This is a genomic window from Methylophilus sp. 'Pure River' (genome assembly GCF_046765995.1).
GTDB lineage: Bacteria > Pseudomonadota > Gammaproteobacteria > Burkholderiales > Methylophilaceae > Methylophilus.
On the sequence record NZ_JBKOUE010000009.1, the window covers coordinates 45,808 to 63,438 of the forward strand.

The 17,631-nt window shown below is 51.4% G+C and carries 18 protein-coding genes; 5 read left to right on the forward strand and 13 right to left on the reverse strand.

What is annotated here, in order from left to right; translation table 11 throughout:
• Nucleotides 1-34: 34 nt before the first annotated feature.
• The 3 genes from aspS to ACIDE9_RS11555 are packed head-to-tail and all read right to left on the reverse strand — an operon-like array spanning nucleotide 35 to nucleotide 2,737.
• Nucleotides 35-1,825, reverse strand: coding sequence for an aspartate--tRNA ligase (gene aspS / locus ACIDE9_RS11545; RefSeq protein ID WP_411994927.1), 1,791 nt, complete (start codon nucleotides 1,823-1,825; stop codon nucleotides 35-37).
• A gap of 32 nt (nucleotides 1,826-1,857) precedes the next feature.
• Nucleotides 1,858-2,457: a DUF502 domain-containing protein gene (locus ACIDE9_RS11550; protein ID WP_194741250.1), complete on the reverse strand. Its 600-nt coding sequence runs from the start codon at nucleotides 2,455-2,457 to the stop codon at nucleotides 1,858-1,860.
• Between the two features lie 13 nt (nucleotides 2,458-2,470).
• Nucleotides 2,471-2,737, reverse strand: a complete 267-nt coding sequence (locus ACIDE9_RS11555) for an FmdB family zinc ribbon protein (protein ID WP_411994928.1) — start codon at nucleotides 2,735-2,737, stop codon at nucleotides 2,471-2,473.
• Nucleotides 2,738-2,868: 131 nt separating this feature from the next.
• Here ACIDE9_RS11555 and ACIDE9_RS11560 point away from each other — a divergent pair, with 131 nt between their 5' ends.
• Complete coding sequence (locus ACIDE9_RS11560) at nucleotides 2,869-3,063, forward strand: hypothetical protein (RefSeq protein WP_411994929.1); 195 nt, start codon at nucleotides 2,869-2,871, stop codon at nucleotides 3,061-3,063.
• A 24-nt stretch (nucleotides 3,064-3,087) separates the two neighbouring features.
• On the opposite strand, the gene ACIDE9_RS11565 is transcribed toward ACIDE9_RS11560, so the two are convergent.
• The gene (locus ACIDE9_RS11565; protein WP_411994930.1) at nucleotides 3,088-3,459 is read right to left on the reverse strand and encodes a glycine cleavage system protein H; all 372 of its coding nucleotides are present in this window, start codon (nucleotides 3,457-3,459) and stop codon (nucleotides 3,088-3,090) included.
• A 215-nt stretch (nucleotides 3,460-3,674) separates the two neighbouring features.
• On the opposite strand from ACIDE9_RS11565, the gene pbpG reads away from it, so the two are divergent.
• Entirely contained in the window at nucleotides 3,675-4,751 is a 1,077-nt protein-coding gene (gene pbpG / locus ACIDE9_RS11570) for a D-alanyl-D-alanine endopeptidase (RefSeq protein ID WP_194754973.1), read from the forward strand.
• Between the two features lie 80 nt (nucleotides 4,752-4,831).
• On the opposite strand, the gene ACIDE9_RS11575 is transcribed toward pbpG, so the two are convergent.
• The 3 genes from ACIDE9_RS11575 to ACIDE9_RS11585 form a co-directional block, all read right to left on the reverse strand.
• Nucleotides 4,832-5,329 carry a DUF3106 domain-containing protein gene (locus ACIDE9_RS11575; protein WP_194755095.1) on the reverse strand — a complete coding sequence of 166 codons (498 nt, stop codon included), beginning with the start codon at nucleotides 5,327-5,329 and terminating at the stop codon, nucleotides 4,832-4,834.
• 73 nt (nucleotides 5,330-5,402) lie between these two features.
• Nucleotides 5,403-5,774, reverse strand: coding sequence for a DUF3619 family protein (locus ACIDE9_RS11580; protein WP_411994931.1), 372 nt, complete (start codon nucleotides 5,772-5,774; stop codon nucleotides 5,403-5,405).
• Between the two features lie 3 nt (nucleotides 5,775-5,777).
• Nucleotides 5,778-6,353: an RNA polymerase sigma factor gene (locus ACIDE9_RS11585; protein ID WP_411994932.1), complete on the reverse strand. Its 576-nt coding sequence runs from the start codon at nucleotides 6,351-6,353 to the stop codon at nucleotides 5,778-5,780.
• A gap of 285 nt (nucleotides 6,354-6,638) precedes the next feature.
• On the opposite strand from ACIDE9_RS11585, the gene ACIDE9_RS11590 reads away from it, so the two are divergent.
• Nucleotides 6,639-8,243 carry a two-component system sensor histidine kinase NtrB gene (locus tag ACIDE9_RS11590; RefSeq protein ID WP_411994933.1) on the forward strand — a complete coding sequence of 535 codons (1,605 nt, stop codon included), beginning with the start codon at nucleotides 6,639-6,641 and terminating at the stop codon, nucleotides 8,241-8,243.
• On the forward strand, nucleotides 8,244-9,743 hold the full coding sequence (locus tag ACIDE9_RS11595; protein ID WP_194754977.1) for a sigma-54-dependent transcriptional regulator: 1,500 nt from the start codon (nucleotides 8,244-8,246) through the stop codon (nucleotides 9,741-9,743).
• Nucleotides 9,744-9,795: 52 nt separating this feature from the next.
• Here the strand turns inward: ACIDE9_RS11595 and ACIDE9_RS11600 are convergent, their stop codons facing one another.
• Nucleotides 9,796-10,806, reverse strand: a complete 1,011-nt coding sequence (locus tag ACIDE9_RS11600) for a sodium:calcium antiporter (RefSeq protein ID WP_411994934.1) — start codon at nucleotides 10,804-10,806, stop codon at nucleotides 9,796-9,798.
• Nucleotides 10,807-10,932: 126 nt separating this feature from the next.
• Between ACIDE9_RS11600 and ampD the strand changes: the two genes are divergently transcribed.
• Nucleotides 10,933-11,493: a 1,6-anhydro-N-acetylmuramyl-L-alanine amidase AmpD gene (gene ampD, locus ACIDE9_RS11605; RefSeq protein ID WP_194754979.1), complete on the forward strand. Its 561-nt coding sequence runs from the start codon at nucleotides 10,933-10,935 to the stop codon at nucleotides 11,491-11,493.
• On the opposite strand, the gene ACIDE9_RS11610 is transcribed toward ampD, so the two are convergent.
• The 5 genes from ACIDE9_RS11610 to ACIDE9_RS11630 form a co-directional block, all read right to left on the reverse strand.
• Nucleotides 11,490-12,431, reverse strand: a complete 942-nt coding sequence (locus ACIDE9_RS11610; RefSeq protein WP_411994935.1) for a DMT family transporter — start codon at nucleotides 12,429-12,431, stop codon at nucleotides 11,490-11,492. The two genes, ampD and ACIDE9_RS11610, sit on opposite strands and share 4 nt — an antisense overlap.
• A 951-nt stretch (nucleotides 12,432-13,382) precedes the next feature.
• Nucleotides 13,383-13,916 (reverse strand): GNAT family N-acetyltransferase, encoded by a 534-nt coding sequence (locus ACIDE9_RS11615; protein ID WP_411994936.1) that lies wholly within the window; start codon nucleotides 13,914-13,916, stop codon nucleotides 13,383-13,385.
• A gap of 6 nt (nucleotides 13,917-13,922) precedes the next feature.
• The gene (locus tag ACIDE9_RS11620) at nucleotides 13,923-15,149 is read right to left on the reverse strand and encodes a dicarboxylate/amino acid:cation symporter (RefSeq protein WP_411994937.1); all 1,227 of its coding nucleotides are present in this window, start codon (nucleotides 15,147-15,149) and stop codon (nucleotides 13,923-13,925) included.
• Between the two features lie 79 nt (nucleotides 15,150-15,228).
• Nucleotides 15,229-16,506: an RsmB/NOP family class I SAM-dependent RNA methyltransferase gene (locus tag ACIDE9_RS11625; protein WP_411994938.1), complete on the reverse strand. Its 1,278-nt coding sequence runs from the start codon at nucleotides 16,504-16,506 to the stop codon at nucleotides 15,229-15,231.
• Between the two features lie 22 nt (nucleotides 16,507-16,528).
• On the reverse strand, nucleotides 16,529-17,611 hold the full coding sequence (locus ACIDE9_RS11630) for a DUF3108 domain-containing protein (protein WP_411995003.1): 1,083 nt from the start codon (nucleotides 17,609-17,611) through the stop codon (nucleotides 16,529-16,531).
• Nucleotides 17,612-17,631 lie beyond the last annotated feature (20 nt).

Below are 17,631 nucleotides of genomic sequence, written 5' to 3' on the forward strand. Positions count from 1 at the left end.
TCTTGACTCTGGCCGGTCGACCAAGCCAATCGGCTTAGTTGCCTGCGACGTTCTGCTGGCGCACGCGGATATGCAGGTCGCGCAACTGTTTCTCGTCCACCTCGTTTGGCGCATTGGTCATCAGACATTGTGCACGCTGGGTTTTCGGGAAAGCAATCACGTCACGGATAGACTCGGCACCGGCCATCAGCGTCACCAAGCGGTCCAGGCCAAACGCCAGGCCACCGTGTGGAGGCGCACCGTATTGCAAGGCGTCCAGCAGGAAGCCGAATTTCTCTTGTGCTTCTTCCTTGCTGATTTTCAATGCATCAAACACTTTAGACTGGATGTCTTGTTTATGGATACGTACAGAACCGCCACCCACTTCCCAGCCGTTTAACACCATGTCATAGGCTTTAGACAAACAGGCACCTGGATTGCTGACCAGTAAATCTTCGTGGCCATCTTTAGGCGCAGTGAACGGGTGATGCAAGGCCACCCAGCGGTCAGCCTCTTCATCATGCTCAAACATCGGGAAATCCACCACCCACAATGGCGCCCACTGGCGACCATCGACATGACCTTTTTCATGACCGACTTTTGTGCGTAAAGCACCCAGCGCTTCGTTCACGATTTTGGCTTTATCGGCACCAAAGAATACGATGTCGCCGTTTTGTGCGCCTGTACGCTCAATAATGGCTTGCAGCGCATTGACGTGAATGTTTTTCACAATCGGGCTTTGCAGGCCTTCTTCATTCAATTTGGTGATGTCATTGATCTTGATATAAGCCAGGCCTTTGGCACCGTAGATTTTGACAAACTCGGTGTAGGCATCGATTTCTGAGCGGCTGATCGCCGCGCCATTAGGCACGCGGATCGCCGCCACACGGCCACCCGCCATATTGGCGGCTCCGGCAAACACTTTAAAGTCGACATCTTTCATCACATCGCTAAGCTCAGTGATTTCCAGTGTCACGCGCATGTCTGGCTTATCTGAACCGTAACGGTTCATCGCTTCAGAGAAAGGCATGCGTGGGAATTTGGCAGGCAGATCCACATCCTGAATTTTTTTCAACATGCGACGGATCATCTCTTCGACGATGTCCATGATTTCATTTTCTTCCAGGAAGGAAGTTTCAATATCGACCTGGGTAAATTCTGGCTGGCGGTCCGCACGCAAGTCTTCGTCACGGAAGCACTTGGTGATCTGGAAGTAACGGTCAAAGCCGGACACCATCAGCAATTGCTTAAACAACTGCGGCGATTGCGGCAATGCAAAGAACATGCCGTGATGTACACGGGATGGCACCAGGTAGTCACGTGCACCCTCAGGTGTCGAACGTGTCAGCATCGGTGTTTCAACTTCGATAAAACCGTTGTCATCCAGGTAATCACGCAGGTTTTTCGCCACTTTGTAACGCAGCATCAGGTTTTTCTGCATGGCCGGGCGACGCAGGTCGATATAACGATGCTCCAGACGCACGGTCTCGGTCAGGTTGTCGTCATCCAGCATAAACGGTGGCGTCAGTGAGGCGTTCAACACTTCAATTTCAGTCGCCAGCATCTCCACTTCGCCAGTAGGCAAGTTCGGGTTGACGGTACCTTCTGGGCGCGCACGCACTTTACACACCACACGCAAGACAAACTCGCTACGTACGGTTTCAGCAATCGCAAATGCGTCTTTGGTATCCGGGTCAATCACAATTTGCGCCAGGCCTTCGCGATCACGCAAATCAATAAAAATCACGCCCCCGTGGTCGCGACGACGGTGGGCCCAGCCACACAGTGTCACAGTTTGTCCAATATGTTCGCGGTTCAGGTGACCGCAATAATGTGTACGCATCATAATAATTTTATAAAGTTAAAGGTGTGTTGCGGTTAATGATGTTTAGGCAAGGGCGCCACTGTACCCATGCTGATGATGTATTTCAAGGCCTGATCCACACTCATATCGAGTTCCACGACATCGGACTTGGGCAGCATGAGAAAGAACCCAGAAGTCGGGTTAGGCGTGGTCGGTACATAAACGCTGACATATTCGCCCTGCAAGTGATTAGCGACATCACCACCGGGCGTGCCTGTTAAAAAGGCGATCGTCCATGAACCCTGGCGCGGATACTCAATCAACAGCGCCTGACGGAAAGCATTGCCGGAATCAGAAAACAGGGTGTCAGACACTTGCTTGACGCTGGAGTAAATGGATTTCACCACCGGCACGCGGATCAACAACCCTTCCCACAACTCAATCAACTGCTGGCCGAAAATATTGGTCGCCACCAGGCCAGTCGCCAGCACAATCGCCACGGTCAATATGACGCCAAAGCCAGGAATATCGACACCAAGCAAAGCTTCCGGGCGCCAGGCAACCGGCAGCAACAGCAGGCTTTGGTCCAGCGTTTGCACTAAAGTTTTAAGCACCCACACCGTAATAAATAATGGGACCAGCACCAGCAAACCTGTAATGAAATATTTTTTCATGCGTCTTGTTTTTTTAATGGCAGGCACAGCCTGGGTTGCACTTGGCAGCACTCTCTGTGCTGGCAGACTCGGCAGGTTTAGCGCTGGAGGCAGACTGACCGTTTTTGAAGTCAGTGGCATACCAGCCACTACCGCTCAACTGAAAATTAGGGGCAGATACCTGCTTGCTAAAGGTCTCTTGCGCGCACTTGGGGCACGCCTCCACAGAGGGCGCGGACACCTTGCGCATCAGCTCTTGCTGGTAACCACACGCTGTACATTGAAAATCGTAGATAGGCATTTGTTAACACAACCTGAAGGGCAACTTGCTGGAAAAATTTCACCAAGTGCAAATTATACCTGATTCGCGTTACAAATCATCAAAAGCACGGCTGATGTATTTGAATTGAAAAGACTTTAAAGGAGCACGACATGCAACAACTCTCACTCAAACTACCCTTTATGCTGAGCATGCTGTTTTTTCTGGGATTCGCCAGCCGCGACCTCAACATCCATCACACCATGCTGACATTTAACAGCCAGACACCATCCAACAAAATGGTGACCTTACACCTGGCAGATTTGCTCTACGCCGAGCCGACACTCAAAATCAGAAAAGTGAAATAAGGGCCGCACTACCAGCACACAGCCTTAGAGCTGCGCGTCGTAAGCAGCCTGATCCAGCAAAGACGCCACACCGCTCGCATCGGGCGCCAGCTTGAATATCCAGGTGGTGTACGGATGGTCGTTGATCTTTTCCGGCGAAGAGAGCGCCTCTTCATTGACCGCTTGAACCACTCCTGTCAGCGGCGCATAAATATCTGAACCTGTTTTAACGGATTCAATCAAGCCGCAGACACTGAATTGCTGCACGGATTGGCCCACTTTGGGCGGATCCACAAACACCACATCACCCAGCATATTCTGCGCATAATCGGTAATCCCAACCAACCACGCCCCATCTTCGGACTGGGCCGCCCAGGTGTGGTCTTTAGAAAAGAAGTATTTCAAGCCTGCTGACATATGATTTAAAAATCAAAAGTTTAGTGGATAATTATTGTGCCACAGTCTGCGAAACGCACCAAAACTTATTCAGACCGGCCAAAAAAACTGTTTAATTTTTTACACTAAAAAATTGCGATAAGTGATTGACTCTGAATAATAACTAAGCAATAATGAATCGGGTTTTCGGAAGGTTGATTATGAGTTTTTACAAGCATTGTCTTAAAGTGTTGCTAATGTGTTCCATCGCTTTCGCACCTGCGGGTCAAGCCATAGCAAAGTCACCTTCTAAAAAACAGACCGTTTCCGCGGCCAAAAGTAAAAAATACAGCACGCGATCTTCACAATATCGTGTCAATCCAGAAAAAACCAAATCCATGCGCCCGGTTAAACTCCATGCGCATGCCAGAAAATCAGCCAGGCCTGCGATTGATGCAGAAATGTTTGATTCATTTCAGGGTAAGTCTGGTAGCAATGGCAATCTATCCATCGCCTCCACCAAAGCCTTGGTGATGAACCAGAACACGCACGAAATCATCTACTCCAAAAACCTGGATACGCCGACTCCGATCGCCTCAGTCACCAAGCTGATGACTGCCATGGTCGTGCTGGATGCAAAATTAAACCTGAATGACCAGGTCTCCATTACCGATATGGATGTGGATTACCTGAAAGGGACCTCTTCACGCCTGCCAGTGGGCACTACCATGACACGCGAAGACATGCTGAACCTGGCCTTGATCGCCTCAGAAAACCGCGCCGCTTCTGCATTAGCCACCAATTACCCGGGCGGCAAAGCACGTTTTATTCAGGACATGAATGCCAAAGCAGCCAGCCTGGGCATGATGAATACGCACTTTGAAGACTCTACCGGCCTGACCAGCAACAATGTATCCACGGCCATGGACCTGGCCAAAATGGTACACGCGGCTTACCAATATCCGCTGATTCGTCAAATCACGACCACTTCCGACTACGACTTGAATGTGGGCAGCAGACGTCAACCGATACACTTCCACAACACCAATGCATTGGTGCGTGAGAGCACTAACAGCAGTTGGGAAATCGGCCTCTCCAAAACCGGCTACATCAGTGAAGCTGGCCGCTGCCTGGTGATGCAAGCCACGATCGCAGGCGAACCATTAATCCTGGTATTGCTGGACTCCGTTGGCAAACTGACCCGTATCGGCGACGCCAGACGCATTAAAAAGTGGATGGAACACAACTACAGCACCCTGAGCTCACAAAACGACGGTGGCATTGTGCTGACAGGTCTCTCAATGAGCAAAACACTGGGCGACGAAGCCAACTAATCACTGCACAGATTCAAATAAAAAACCCGCGATATTCGCGGGTTTTTTATTTGCTGATTCTTATCACTAAAACAATCAAACTAATGTTCAGCGCCATCAAACTCAGGATCATAGCCCTCAGTGATCGCCGCTTTTTGTTTGTGCTCTTTCCACTGCTTGCGCAACACTTCTTTTTTCTCAGGGCTTAAGCTCTGGAACTGCTGATAACGCTTGCGCGCATTTTCGCGCTCATACGGCGTCATGCGACTCCATTTCACCAGTTGATGCTGAATACGCTGTTGTTTTTGCGCATCCATTTTGGGGTACTCTTTGGCAATATCCAGCATCTTCTCACGCTGCCACGGGCGTAAGGTATCCCACTCGCCACCCAGCGGCGATAACACAGCGCGCTGCTGGTCAGTCAGGTGCGACCAAGTCACATTGGCCGCAGGATCAGCAGGGGATAAATCATTTTTGATCGCACCAATATCTGCCATGGCGAGCCAGCGCTGACCGGACTCAGCATCAGCCGCGTTCACATTGACTGGCGCACACATCAACCACACCACCAACCCTAATAACACAGAATGATTTCGCATCATTTCTCATTGTTCCATTGACACATTATTCTCTTCATCACGCCCAGCATTTGCTTTTATCCAGCCTGGCCACTTAAATATTTTCTGAATATTGCCAAGCATCAAATCCGCTATCAACAAAGGCCTCGACCGGCAAATCATCGCTCAGCAACATGGCATCATCGTTATGGCTGGCTGAAAGGACGAATAGGCCAACCGCAAAAAATACAGATAAGGCGGCCATACCAGCCACGCGCGGGTGGCCAAAAGATGCCCAGGAAAGCGCATCGGCCCAGGCATGCCCAGACTGGCTTGATTTGACAAACTGCTGCAATGCCGCCTGCCGCGCCTCAGCCAGGCGCGCCTCTACCTCAGCCGGTAACGGGCGATCATCTTGCTTCAGCCACTCAACACCTTCGCGCAGAGGGGTAGGCAAGTCGTCTTCAGGATGACGTTGTTTCCTCATGGCTTACTCCTTCTTTTGTAACTTGCGGGTTCCGATCCCGGCTTGCTCTAACAATGTAGATAACGCACTGACCGCTCTCGAGCAATGCGTTTTGACACTTCCTTCTGAACAACCCATGACCGATGCCGTTTCAGCAACATCCAACTCTTCCCAATAACGCAGCACGAATGCTTCTCGTTGACGTAAAGGTAATTTTGCCAATGCCTTTTCGATCAGGGCCATGATTTGCGACCGCTCCAGTTGATCGGCGGGGTTGCTGTCTGCACTTTCTACTTCTATGGTTTCCAGCGGGTCGTAATCTTCGTCCTCAGACTGGCCAAAAGACGAAAACAGCGTGGTCCACAGGTTGCGCACCTTCTGCCGACGCCAGTAATCCCGCATGGTATTTTGCAGGATACGCTGGAACAACATAGGGTATTCTTCAACAGGTTTACTGGCATATTTATCGGCCAGTTTCAGCATGGCATCTTGCACAATATCCAGCGCAGCATGGTCATCACGCACTGCATAAGCAGTTTGCCTGAACGCCCGCTTTTCAACCTGACGTAAAAAATCCGATATTTCTTGCGCACTCGCCACTACAAATCCTCTTCCCCGAGATCACCAGTGTTTGCCACTGACGCACGTGCTTTTTTCGCGATATTGTTGTGAATTATGAGATGTCATCACAGAAATATGCACCGTTTTATCTCCCTGTCGCTTGCGAGTATATCAGTTTTAAATTTATTTACTGTTAGAATAAGGCCGATAGCAGCGAAAGTACGCACACTCCTTAATGACGACGAAAATAACAATGCCCCTGCTTGACTCATTGCATCCATGGCGTTTCCACGCCATCAGCCACGCCTTTGCGGAGCCAGCCTGATGCCTGCAGACACCCTCACACCGACCACAGACAGAACACCAGACAGCCAACACCTGCGGCTTTACAGCCTGTTCCGCCTTGGAGCTTCAGGCATGCTGTTTGGCAGCCAGCTCTGGCCCTATTTCAGGAACGCCCCCACCGATCCTTCATTCTCGTTCTGGCTGCTGCTGATATTCTTTTTGTATGCCATCGCCGTCAGTGTTAGCTTCGAGTCACTACAATGCAAACGTGGCCTGGCATTAAAAGTCCAAACCAGCCTGGATATTGTGTTTATCGTCGGCATGATGCACTTTTTACCTGGCAACCAAAGCGGCATCGGACTGCTACTGATTATTAATATTATTTTTGCCGGGCTGATCAGTGACGGACGCTTCGCCTTGTTTTATGCCGCCATTGCCACCATAGGCATTTTGCTGGAAAACACTTTCCAGGTGATTCACCGCAACCTGCCGCTCAATGACTATAGCAATGCCGTCTTGTTGTCATTGAGCTGCTTCGCGACAGCCTGGTTGGCGCAAACGCTGACCGCACGCATGCAAACGAGTGAAACCCTGGCAACACAACGCGGTCAGGATATTGAGTATCTGGCCAAAACCAATGCACTGATTACGCAGGAAATGCCTAACGGTGTGCTGGTCATAGATCAGCACCAACAGCTCAAGCACTATAACCAGCAGGCCTGCAACCTGTTGGGGCTGGAAGAAGACATGATGCAGGCAGCCGTGCAACTACACACACCGCTGGCACAACTCATGCCGACGGTGAGACAACTGCTACAGTCTTCGCCCGCCAGCAAACTGACTGCCGCCGATGCCGTCAAACTGAGTATCAACAACCGCGATTTGGGCATCCGCTTTCATGCTATTTCTGAGAATATTGATAACGGCGTGGTGATTTTTATTGAGGACTGGTCACAAATCCAGACCCAGGCGCATCAGGTCAAGCTGGCCGCATTGGGCAGACTGACGGCCAATATCGCACATGAAATCCGCAACCCACTCAGCGCGATCAGCCATGCAACGCAACTCATGCAGGAAGACACCCAGCAGCCCGGCACACAGCGCATGCTGCAGATTATTTCTGATAACGTGCAGCGACTGGATCAGATTATCAAGGATGTGCTAGAGCTCAACCGCCGTGACCGCACCAATCAGGAACAACTCAATATCAACCATTTTGTGCAAGAGTTCTACCAGCAGTTTGGTGCTGTAGAAAAGATAGACCTGGCTCACTTTACGCTAGATCTGCCTGCTAAAGAGAGTACTATCGTTTTCGACCGCAGGCATATCAACCAGATTTTATGGAACTTATGTAAGAACGGCTGGCGGCATAGCCAGCAGCACGCCAAGAGTCTGCAACTGAAAGTGTTGGGCGACAAAAGCGGCCAGTTTATTCATATCACCATCAAAGATGATGGTAGCGGCATTGATCCGAAAATTCAGCCACATTTGTTCGAGCCATTCATGACCACGGAAAAAACCGGCACCGGCCTGGGTTTATTTATCGCCCGTGAGCTAGCCGAAGCCAATGGTGCGAAACTCAATTACATCAGCAGTGCCAATGGCACGCAATTTTCACTGACAGTTAAAAAGGCAATCGTTTAAATGGCAAATTCTTATCGCTGCCTGGTGGTCGATGATGAGACCGATATCCGGGAACTGGTCGTACTGACCCTGGAACGCATGGGCATACAGGCAGAAAGTGCCAGCTCGGTCACCGACGCAAAACACATGCTGAATTCTTTTAGCTACGACCTCTGCCTGACCGACATGCGCCTGCCTGATGGCTTGGGGCTAGAACTGGTGCAATATATCAATGCGCAGTTTCCCGGCCTGCCAGTCGCGGTGATTACCGCATACGGCAGTGCAGAAAATGCTGTCTCCGCCTTAAAAGCTGGGGCCTATGACTACATCACCAAACCAATTTCCCTCAAGCAGTTACGGCCACTGGTAGAGTCTGCGCTCAAGCTGTCGTCTCAAAAAGAATCTCAAGGCGCTAACACGGTAGACCTGATTGGCGCATCGCCAGCCATGGGTTACGTGCGCACCATGATCGCCAAACTGGCACGCAGCCAGGCACCCGTTTATATCAGCGGTGAATCCGGTAGCGGTAAAGAACTGGCCGCCCGGCTGATTCACCTCAACAGCTCGCGCAAAGACCAGTCGTTTATCGCCGTGAACTGCGGAGCGATCCCGGAAAACCTGATGGAAAGCGAATTCTTTGGCTATAAAAAAGGTTCGTTTACCGGTGCTATCCAGGATACGCTAGGCCTGTTCCAGGCGGCTAATGGCGGCACGCTGTTTCTCGACGAAGTCGCAGATTTACCACTGGCCATGCAGGTAAAACTGTTGCGTGCGATCCAGGAGAAAAAAGTACGCGTGGTCGGCAGTACCAGTGAAGAAGCGGTAGATGTACGCATCATCTCCGCCACGCACAAAAACCTCAATGCCATGATGGAAAAAGGCGAATTCCGCCAGGACTTGTATTACCGCCTGAACGTCATTCAGCTCAAAATGCCCGCCTTGCGCGAGCGGCCGGAAGACATTCCAGAACTGACCGAACGCTTGCTTGGCAAATTATGCCTGACCCAAGGCATTAATGTGCCTGGCATCGCAGACGAAGCCAAGGTGTATATTCAACAGCGCCCGTTTCATGGCAACGTCCGTGAACTTGAAAACATGCTGGAACGTGCACTGGCATTATGTGACGGGCTCAGCATCACGGTAGAAGACCTGTCACTGGAAGAGATTCCGGCCAGCCTGAGCGACAAGCCAGTGCTGCCATGGAATGCCCCCAGTCTGGAAGAACCCAGCCAACCAATCCCAGCCATTCTCGCTGCCACACCACCACGCGAGAGCCAGCCAACGGCCCAGGCAACGCCCGGCGGCACCATGCTGCCTATGGATATCAGCCTGTCTGACTATCTGGAAGATATTGAAAAACGCACCATTTTGCAGGCGCTGGAAAAAACCAATAACAACAAAACAGCGGCGGCTAAATTATTAGGCATCAGCTTCCGTACCCTGCGCTATCGCTTGTCCAAACTGGGTTTATCCAAAGAACAAGATACTGATCTGGATGACACCGAAGGTGACGACGAATAAGACAGACAATAAAAAAGGGCGACTACAAGTCGCCCTTTTTAACACCTATGGTCTAGCTCAACACAATCGCCAGATACGCCAGGTAAAACAGGCCATTCACCAGCAAATGCCACACCAGTAAGCCGCCTTTGGCGATGCGGTAACGTACCCAAATGGCTGCCAGCAAGGTAATCAATATGCCTAAAGCGACTTCCTGCCTTGGGGCCCAGTCAGTCAGCATAATACCAATGGCTGGTAACAGTGTGCCCTGAAACACCATGGCGCCTGTGATATTGCCAAACGCCAGAGTATCTTTACCTTTGCGTATCCACAAAATGCTGTTCACTTTTTCCGGCAGCTCAGTCGCAATCGGGATAATCAGTAAAGACAGCAGCAAAGCAGACACGCCTAAAATCGCCGCCGCGGTTTCCACCTCGTTAATAAAGCCTTTGGCACCTGCAATCAACAGCCCCAGACCAATCAGTAATTGCAGCACGATTGTCACCATATTGGTCGGCAAACCGAGTCTGGATAACATCATGACATCTTCAGCTTCGGTCGCATGGCCTTCTTCCACCAGGCCTTTGGAAGCTTTAATCGTCATCAGCACATACACAAAATAGGTCAAAATCATCAGGATGCTGATACCGTAACGCACCAATGCCTCGGTGTGCGGGATAAACATGGCGATGGTGGCGAAAATAAAGGCCAGGATAAAGAAGTTGAGGTCGCGGATCAGGCCGGTACGCTCGGGACGGATATGGCCATGCGCACCACGGCGCTTCAGTACTGAGAGTGCCATCAAGCTGATAGACAGTGTCGCCAGCATCAGCGGTGCGCCTAAAATGGCACCGACACCAATATCATGTCCAGCATGGCTGTCGCCGGTCGATGAGGTATAGGAGAAAATGGCCAGTAATGGCACCAGCGTTTCCGGCAAGGCCGTGCCCACTGCAGCAAAAATAGAGCCGGTGACGCCTTCGGAAATACCGAGCTTTTCGCCTAAATGTTCCAGGGCATTGGTGAAGACCTCAGCTGCCACCAAAATCAGCAGCAACATTAGCAATAATTGTAAAAAAACCATGACTGTTCCTGTCTGGCGGCAATCAATCTCGCATGCGGCCACCGCCTGGTCCGCATGTGCATGACAAACGTGTACACGCGGGCGGAATCATAACGCAATTCGTCCAAATTCACCTACAATGTTCGTATGTCGCAAACTCCTGCCCCTGCTATCCACATTGATACTGCTGGCCTTGCCAGCCCAGCCCAATGGCTATTGTCGCCCAACCAGGATGAGCGACCGCCACCGGCCGAAGTGGATATGATTGTGATCCACAATATCAGCCTGCCGCCCAACCAGTATGGTGGCCAGGGCATTATGCAGCTGTTTACCAACCAGCTAGACCCACAAGAACACCCCTATTATGCCGAGATTGCGCACCTCAAGGTATCATCACATTTTTTGATTCGCCGCACAGGTGAGTTATTACAATTCGTCCCTTGCAGCCAGCGCGCCTGGCATGCCGGACTCTCCCAATGGCAGGGCCGCGAACGCTGCAATGACTTCTCAGTCGGCATTGAATTGGAAGGCAGTGACATAGAAGCCTTTGAAGATGCGCAATACGTCACCTTACAGGCGCTGATCCATGCCTTGCGGCAACGCTATGCCATCCAGCATATTGTCGGCCACTCAGAGATTGCACCGGGGCGAAAAACCGACCCCGGCCCATTCTTTGATTGGCAACGCATCTCACGATCAACAGATTAAGCGTCGGTCTCGACTGCTTCATGCGCGCGCGGCTGCTTTTCCAGACTCACCGCCATCACCCCGACCAGTACCAGCGCCGTGCCTATCCCCTGTATCCAGGACAATGACTCTCCCAGAAACAGGTAAGCCAGCACAATCGTCGCCACCGGCCCGATCGCACTGATCAATGCCGCCTTGCGGCTACCGAGCTGGTGTATGCCCATATTCATCAATACCGACGGCAATACTGTTGCAATCAGCGCCATCAAAAAAGCCAGCACATACACGGCATTTGGCAGCGCCACCACATGGTCAAATGAACCACTGGTGCCAAAATGCACAGCACTGGCAAGCGCGGCCAAACTCATGGTCATCGCAGTAAACCGGCTGGCACCCAATTTAGGAATCAATTGCCCGCTCACCAGTAAATAAGCTGCATACACAATTGCACTCAGCAATACCAGCCATGCACCATAGAGCGTGTCAGCAGAATCCAGCCCGGCCAGCTCCACATCATGGCAGACCACCAGCACCACACCGGCATAACTGGTCACCATGGCAAACCACTCGCGACGCGTAATAGCGTGTTTGAGAAATACCGCGCTCATGGCTACCACCAGCGTTGGGTAGAGAAACAGAATCACCCGCTCCAACCCGGCCGACACATAGCGCAAACCTTCAAAGTTCAGCCACATCGAACCATAACCACCGACCACCGCCAGCAAAAGCAATGTCACCCAGTCTTTACCAGTCATATCCATAGGCACACCCTGATGCATCGTCCACCAGCCCAGCCCGGCAAAAAACGGAATGGCGAACGCCATACGCAAAGCGATCAAGGTCTCAGTATCAATGTGATAAACGTACGCCAGCTTGACCATAATCGCTTTAGACGAAAAAGCCACGGACGACAATAGCACCAGCATGGCACCGTAATAAGGATGGGAAGAGTCTTTCATATGAGCCCTGAATCAATGGGGCTCACCGGGAGAGGGACTACAAGATCAACCGCGGAGAGCCCGCGGTTGCATAAAAATTACGACAAGCAGCAACCGCAGCATGATGTGGCGACTAGCCACAATGCCTTTCGGTTCATCACCACAACAGTAGATTGGAGGAATTGCTTGTTCATAAGGTTATCGAATTTACGTGGGTTTGGGAGAATGGTCAAGGGCGTTATGTGTGCTCGATTAAGCAAACACTCTTTTTCGCCTCTCGGCGAGTCACTTTCTGATGCTTGCCCCTCAGAAAGTGACCAAAGAGGAGGGCACCCAGCCATCACGGCCTAACGGCTCCCTTGCGTTGCTCAGCTTAGGACTTTCGTCCGATGCTTTGCTGGACTTAGCATAAGCCGGTCACGAAACTCAACCTGGCAGCTCACACAAAACGTGAGCTGCTGCGGGATTCAAACAGTCACTCCCTCTACTCTTATTTTGTCTCCGCTACTCAGCGTGATGGAATGGGATTGATCTCGCCAAACGACCATTAGTGAAGATTTAAGGAAAGCATAATTCTTTTGCTTTATTGATAACAACTACTACCGTTGGCACTCACTTGGTTTTCGGGGCCCCCATCTGCCGCGCCGAGCAACGCAGGGTTGACGGGAGTCTTCGGCCATCGGCTGTCCGAGCTCCGCAACAAGCCACGTTTTTTGTGGCTTGTCAGGGCGAGTTTCGATGGACGCCCGGCAAGCCGAGTAGCGCAAGGAAAAAGCGGAAGCTGGGGTGCACTTTCTTTTGGTTACTTATTCTTTGGGCAAGCAAAGAAAAGTAACTCGCCGAAAAGGCGAAAAGCAACCTAACAAACAACCACAACAGCGTGGGCATCCATGCTCACCCTACGGCTCTCAATAAAGAATGACCTTCCCAATCTAACCAAGCAACCCCACAAATCTCTGCATGTAAGTAGCGTTAAATAACCAAGTCCTTTTGCAACGTCATCAACTGCATATTCTCCACCTTCGCCTGCCACATCTCCGGCAGATAAGGAAAAGGTTTCAATTCCCCCGTTGCCTGGTACCCAAGCCGCTGGTAAAACGCAATCAACGTTTGCCTCACACTGACGACAGACATTTGACTGGCACGCGCGCGCCAGCGTGTAACCGCTAACTGCTCAGCTGCCAGAATCATTTTTTTACCATAGCCACGATTCTGTGCCGTTGGCTCCACGGCAATCATGCCCAGATGCGCGACTTGTTCGTCCGCATGCCATTCTGCACAAAGCGTGACCATCAGCGTTTCGGCGACCCAGCCAGTCAGGATCACGGCATCATGACGATTTAACAATGCCAGTACATCGCCGGTCGTGGTGCGTTTACCATCCAGCAAATCAGCCTCTGTGGTCCAGCCTGCCCGGCTGCTTTCGCCGCGATAAGCGCGATTGACTAGCGCCGAAATGGCATCGGCATCCTGCACTTGGGCAGGTTTGATGATTAATTCAGTCATGGGAATTTATTGTGCTAATTTTTCGATTCTGTGTTGCACTACCAGGCTGCCTATCATGTCACCTTCGACATTCACCGCAGTGCGCACAGTATCCAGCAGACGGTCTATCGGTAATAAAATGGCAATCGCTTCTGCGGGCAAACCCACGCTTTGCAATACCATGACCATGGTGACCATACCCGCACTCGGAATACCAGGTGCGCCCATGGCGGCGATCATGGTGGTAAAACACACCACCAGTTGCTGCCCGAGTGACAAATCAATACCAGCCAGTTGCGCGACAAACAAGGCAGCCGCAGCTTCGTACAATGCGGTCCCATCCATATTCACGGTGGCACCCAGCGGCACCACAAAGCCCGCGATTTCAGGTTTCACCTGCATATTTTCTGTCGCACAACGCATGGTCACCGGCATGGTGGCATTACTAGAACTGGTGGCAAACGCCGTGAGCAGGGACTCACGCGCCTGCCGCAAAAACCACCATGGACGTTTGCCCGTGAGCAGAAATAACAATAGCGGCAACACCACCAGGCCATGCAGCAAGGTCGTCCCTGTCACCACCAGCATAAACTTGGTCAAACTGGCAAACAGACTCACATCCTGCGTGGCGACCAGTTTGAACAGTAAAGCGGCAATGCCGAACGGCGCCAGGCGCATCATCCAGTTGATCATCTGCATCGCCACCGCCATGCCTTCTTCAAACACGGCTAGCAAGTGTGGATAGCGCTCGGCGGACATGACCAGCGCAATGCCTAATAACAAGGCAAACGCTACAATGGCCAGAATATTACCTTCAGCCAGCGCTTTAAACGGGTTCATAAACACGCCATGCAGAAATTGCGTGAAGAACTCCGGCAAGCTGAGTTGCTTGGCCTCAAACTGCTGCATGGCATCAGCAAACATATTGAGGTGCAAACCTGCCCCTGGCTGGAAAAGATGGCTGGCACCCAAGCCGATAACGACTGCGATGATGGTAGTCGTGGCAAAAAACAATAGTGTGGTTTTCCAGACCACGTCGATCTGGCTATGTTTACGTAGATTAGCGATACCAGTGACAATGGCGCAAAATACCAGCGGGATCATCACCATTTTGAGCAAATCGATAAACAAGGTACCGACCAGGTTAGCTGCGTATAAAGCTTCTTCAACCTGCCTGCCATGGGCAAAGACACCGAGTGCCACGGCAGCCGTGGCGGCGAAAAAGATTTGTCCATTAAGCCCGAGCTTTTTCATGTATGTAACAACCTTCGAGATGACCCAATGAGCTAAATTGAATGAAAAAAAGGCAGCCTAGGCTGCCTCTATCTTAATCTTAAGCGGTTTTCTCAAATACCGCAGCAAAGAAGCCGTCCGTGCCATGCAAATGTGGCAGCAGTTTCAGGTAATCGCCTGTGTCCAGCACGATATTCTGTTGTGCCAGCACTTCATTGGCAGGCACCAATTTAAACTCAGGATGCGCTTGTAAAAAGGCTTCGGCAATGGCTTCGTTTTCGTCACGTAACAAACTGCATGTGGCATAGACCACACGGCCACCGGCTTTACACAGCTTGGCGGCACGGGCGAGGATATTGGTTTGCTTGACATTTAACTCGGCAACATCCTCTTCCGCCTGACGCCATTTCAGGTCTGGATTACGGCGCAAAGTCCCTAAACCGCTGCATGGTGCATCGACCAAAACGCGGTCGAACTTGCCGTTAAGACGTTTGAGTTTTAAGTCGTTTTCGTTATTAATCAACTGCGCTTGCAGGTTAGACAAGCCGCTACGCTTCAGGCGTTGACCTAGGTTATTCAGGCGTTTTTCAGACACATCAAACGCATATAAACGACCGGTGTTTTTCATGAGTGCGCCCATCGCCAGGGTTTTACCACCGGCACCCGCGCACAAGTCTGCCACCATCTGGCCGCGCTTAGGCGCAACCAGGTAGCTCAATAACTGGCTACCTTCATCCTGCACTTCAATTTTGCCTTCGGTGAACAGGATGTGTTTGCCGATATTCAAGCGGGCGCCCATGCGGATACCAACAGGGGAATATGGCGTTGGCGTGATGACGTTATCTTTGACCGTGTTTTCTGCCAGCATGCGTGACAACACTTCTTCACGGCTGGACTTGATGGTATTGACGCGCAAATCAAGACTGGCTTGTTCAAACATGCTACGGCAAATGGTCATGGCCTCAGCCTCGCCATATTGCTCAACCAGCTTGTTCCAGAACCAGTCGCGCACATCGGCCAGCACGGCAGGTGCAAAGCCTTCGCTGTTTTTGCTTTTAATCGTCACCGCCCATTCTTTTTGGCGCTCATCCAGCAACTCATCCAGATCGCGGATGCTTTTGCCTTCAATCTTAAGCAACCAGGCGATAATCAGTTTACGCGTATCTTCCTGCTCGTCTGTCTCGCTGACGGAAACTTCGCGCAGGTAACGATAACGGCGTAACACGCCATAAGCAGTCTCGGCCACCCAGGCACGGTCTTTGGTACCCAGCTCACGGTGTTGGCGAAAAAACTCGCTCAGCTTGGCGTCAGCCGGACTTTCAAATTTCAGCATGTCGTTTAACAACATCGCCGTCTGGCGCATCAGGGATTGGTTCATCAGAATCTTTCAAATACTTACATTACTCGGCGATCAACCGCGTGGCAACTTGCTCAATCACCATGCCGTTTTTCTCCAGTTTTTTGATTTTGACCGGCACATAGCGATAATCGCTGGCCAGCCAGAGCTCTACTTTTTCGTCAGTGTCACCCCGTGTATGCACGATGTGCACTGTTTGAATAGCGTGGTCAGCAATCACCAGACTATCTTCACCTTCAAAACTATATTCATATTCACCCACGCGACGACCATTGGTCAGTGTCACATGCATCTCTTGCAACGGTGGCACAAACATAAACTGGTACATAAAGCTGAGGATATCTTGCGTATTCACGCGTAAATCCCGCTGCTGCTCGCCTTTGGCTGTTTTCAGGGTAATCACATTGGTTTCCCAGTCAAACGTGGCTTCATAGGTTTTACTGGCACGGCTACCAAAAGCATAGCGATACAAATGCGGCTTCAAGCCGCTTGGCCCCACTTCGCCAGTGCTTTGCTGTTCCAGCGAAGGATACAGCAATTTTAACAGGCCACGCCCTTCAACCAGCCAGCGCAAACGATAAGTTTCCGGTGTATCGCGTACATACTCAATTTCTGCACTGCCCGCGGGCCGCTCTTCGCCATTCACAAACACAACAAAGTCAGTCTTCACATGCTGGTAAGGCGGTAACCGCGCATCATCCGGCACCGCTTCGGGCTGGTCCATTTCATGCCAGGCGTTGATTTCTGCCAGCCTGGCTTGCTCGTTTTCTTCACCACTGACCGGCTGCTCATCGAGCGCAGGCGAGGCTTGTTCTTCCGCACTCACGCCAGCTGCCTCAGCTGCTGGCGCCTGCGCCACGGGTGAGGCAGGTTTTGGCTGCACCGACCTGGGCTTGGCTGGCGCTGCCTGTGCTGGTTTGGGCAATGCAGCGACCGCAGGCGGCTTAGGCGGAGGCAATAAACGCGCTTGCAATACCGGGGGCGCTGACGCTTCATCGGCAAACCAGTGGCGCCAATCCATTTCGCTAAACGCAAACACATGCAGTAATAAGGAAAAACAGAGCGCCAGTGCCAATGGCCATGAAACATGCTGTTGAATCCAGTGTCGCAGACCTGATGCTTGCATCACGCGCTTTCTCTCGCTGC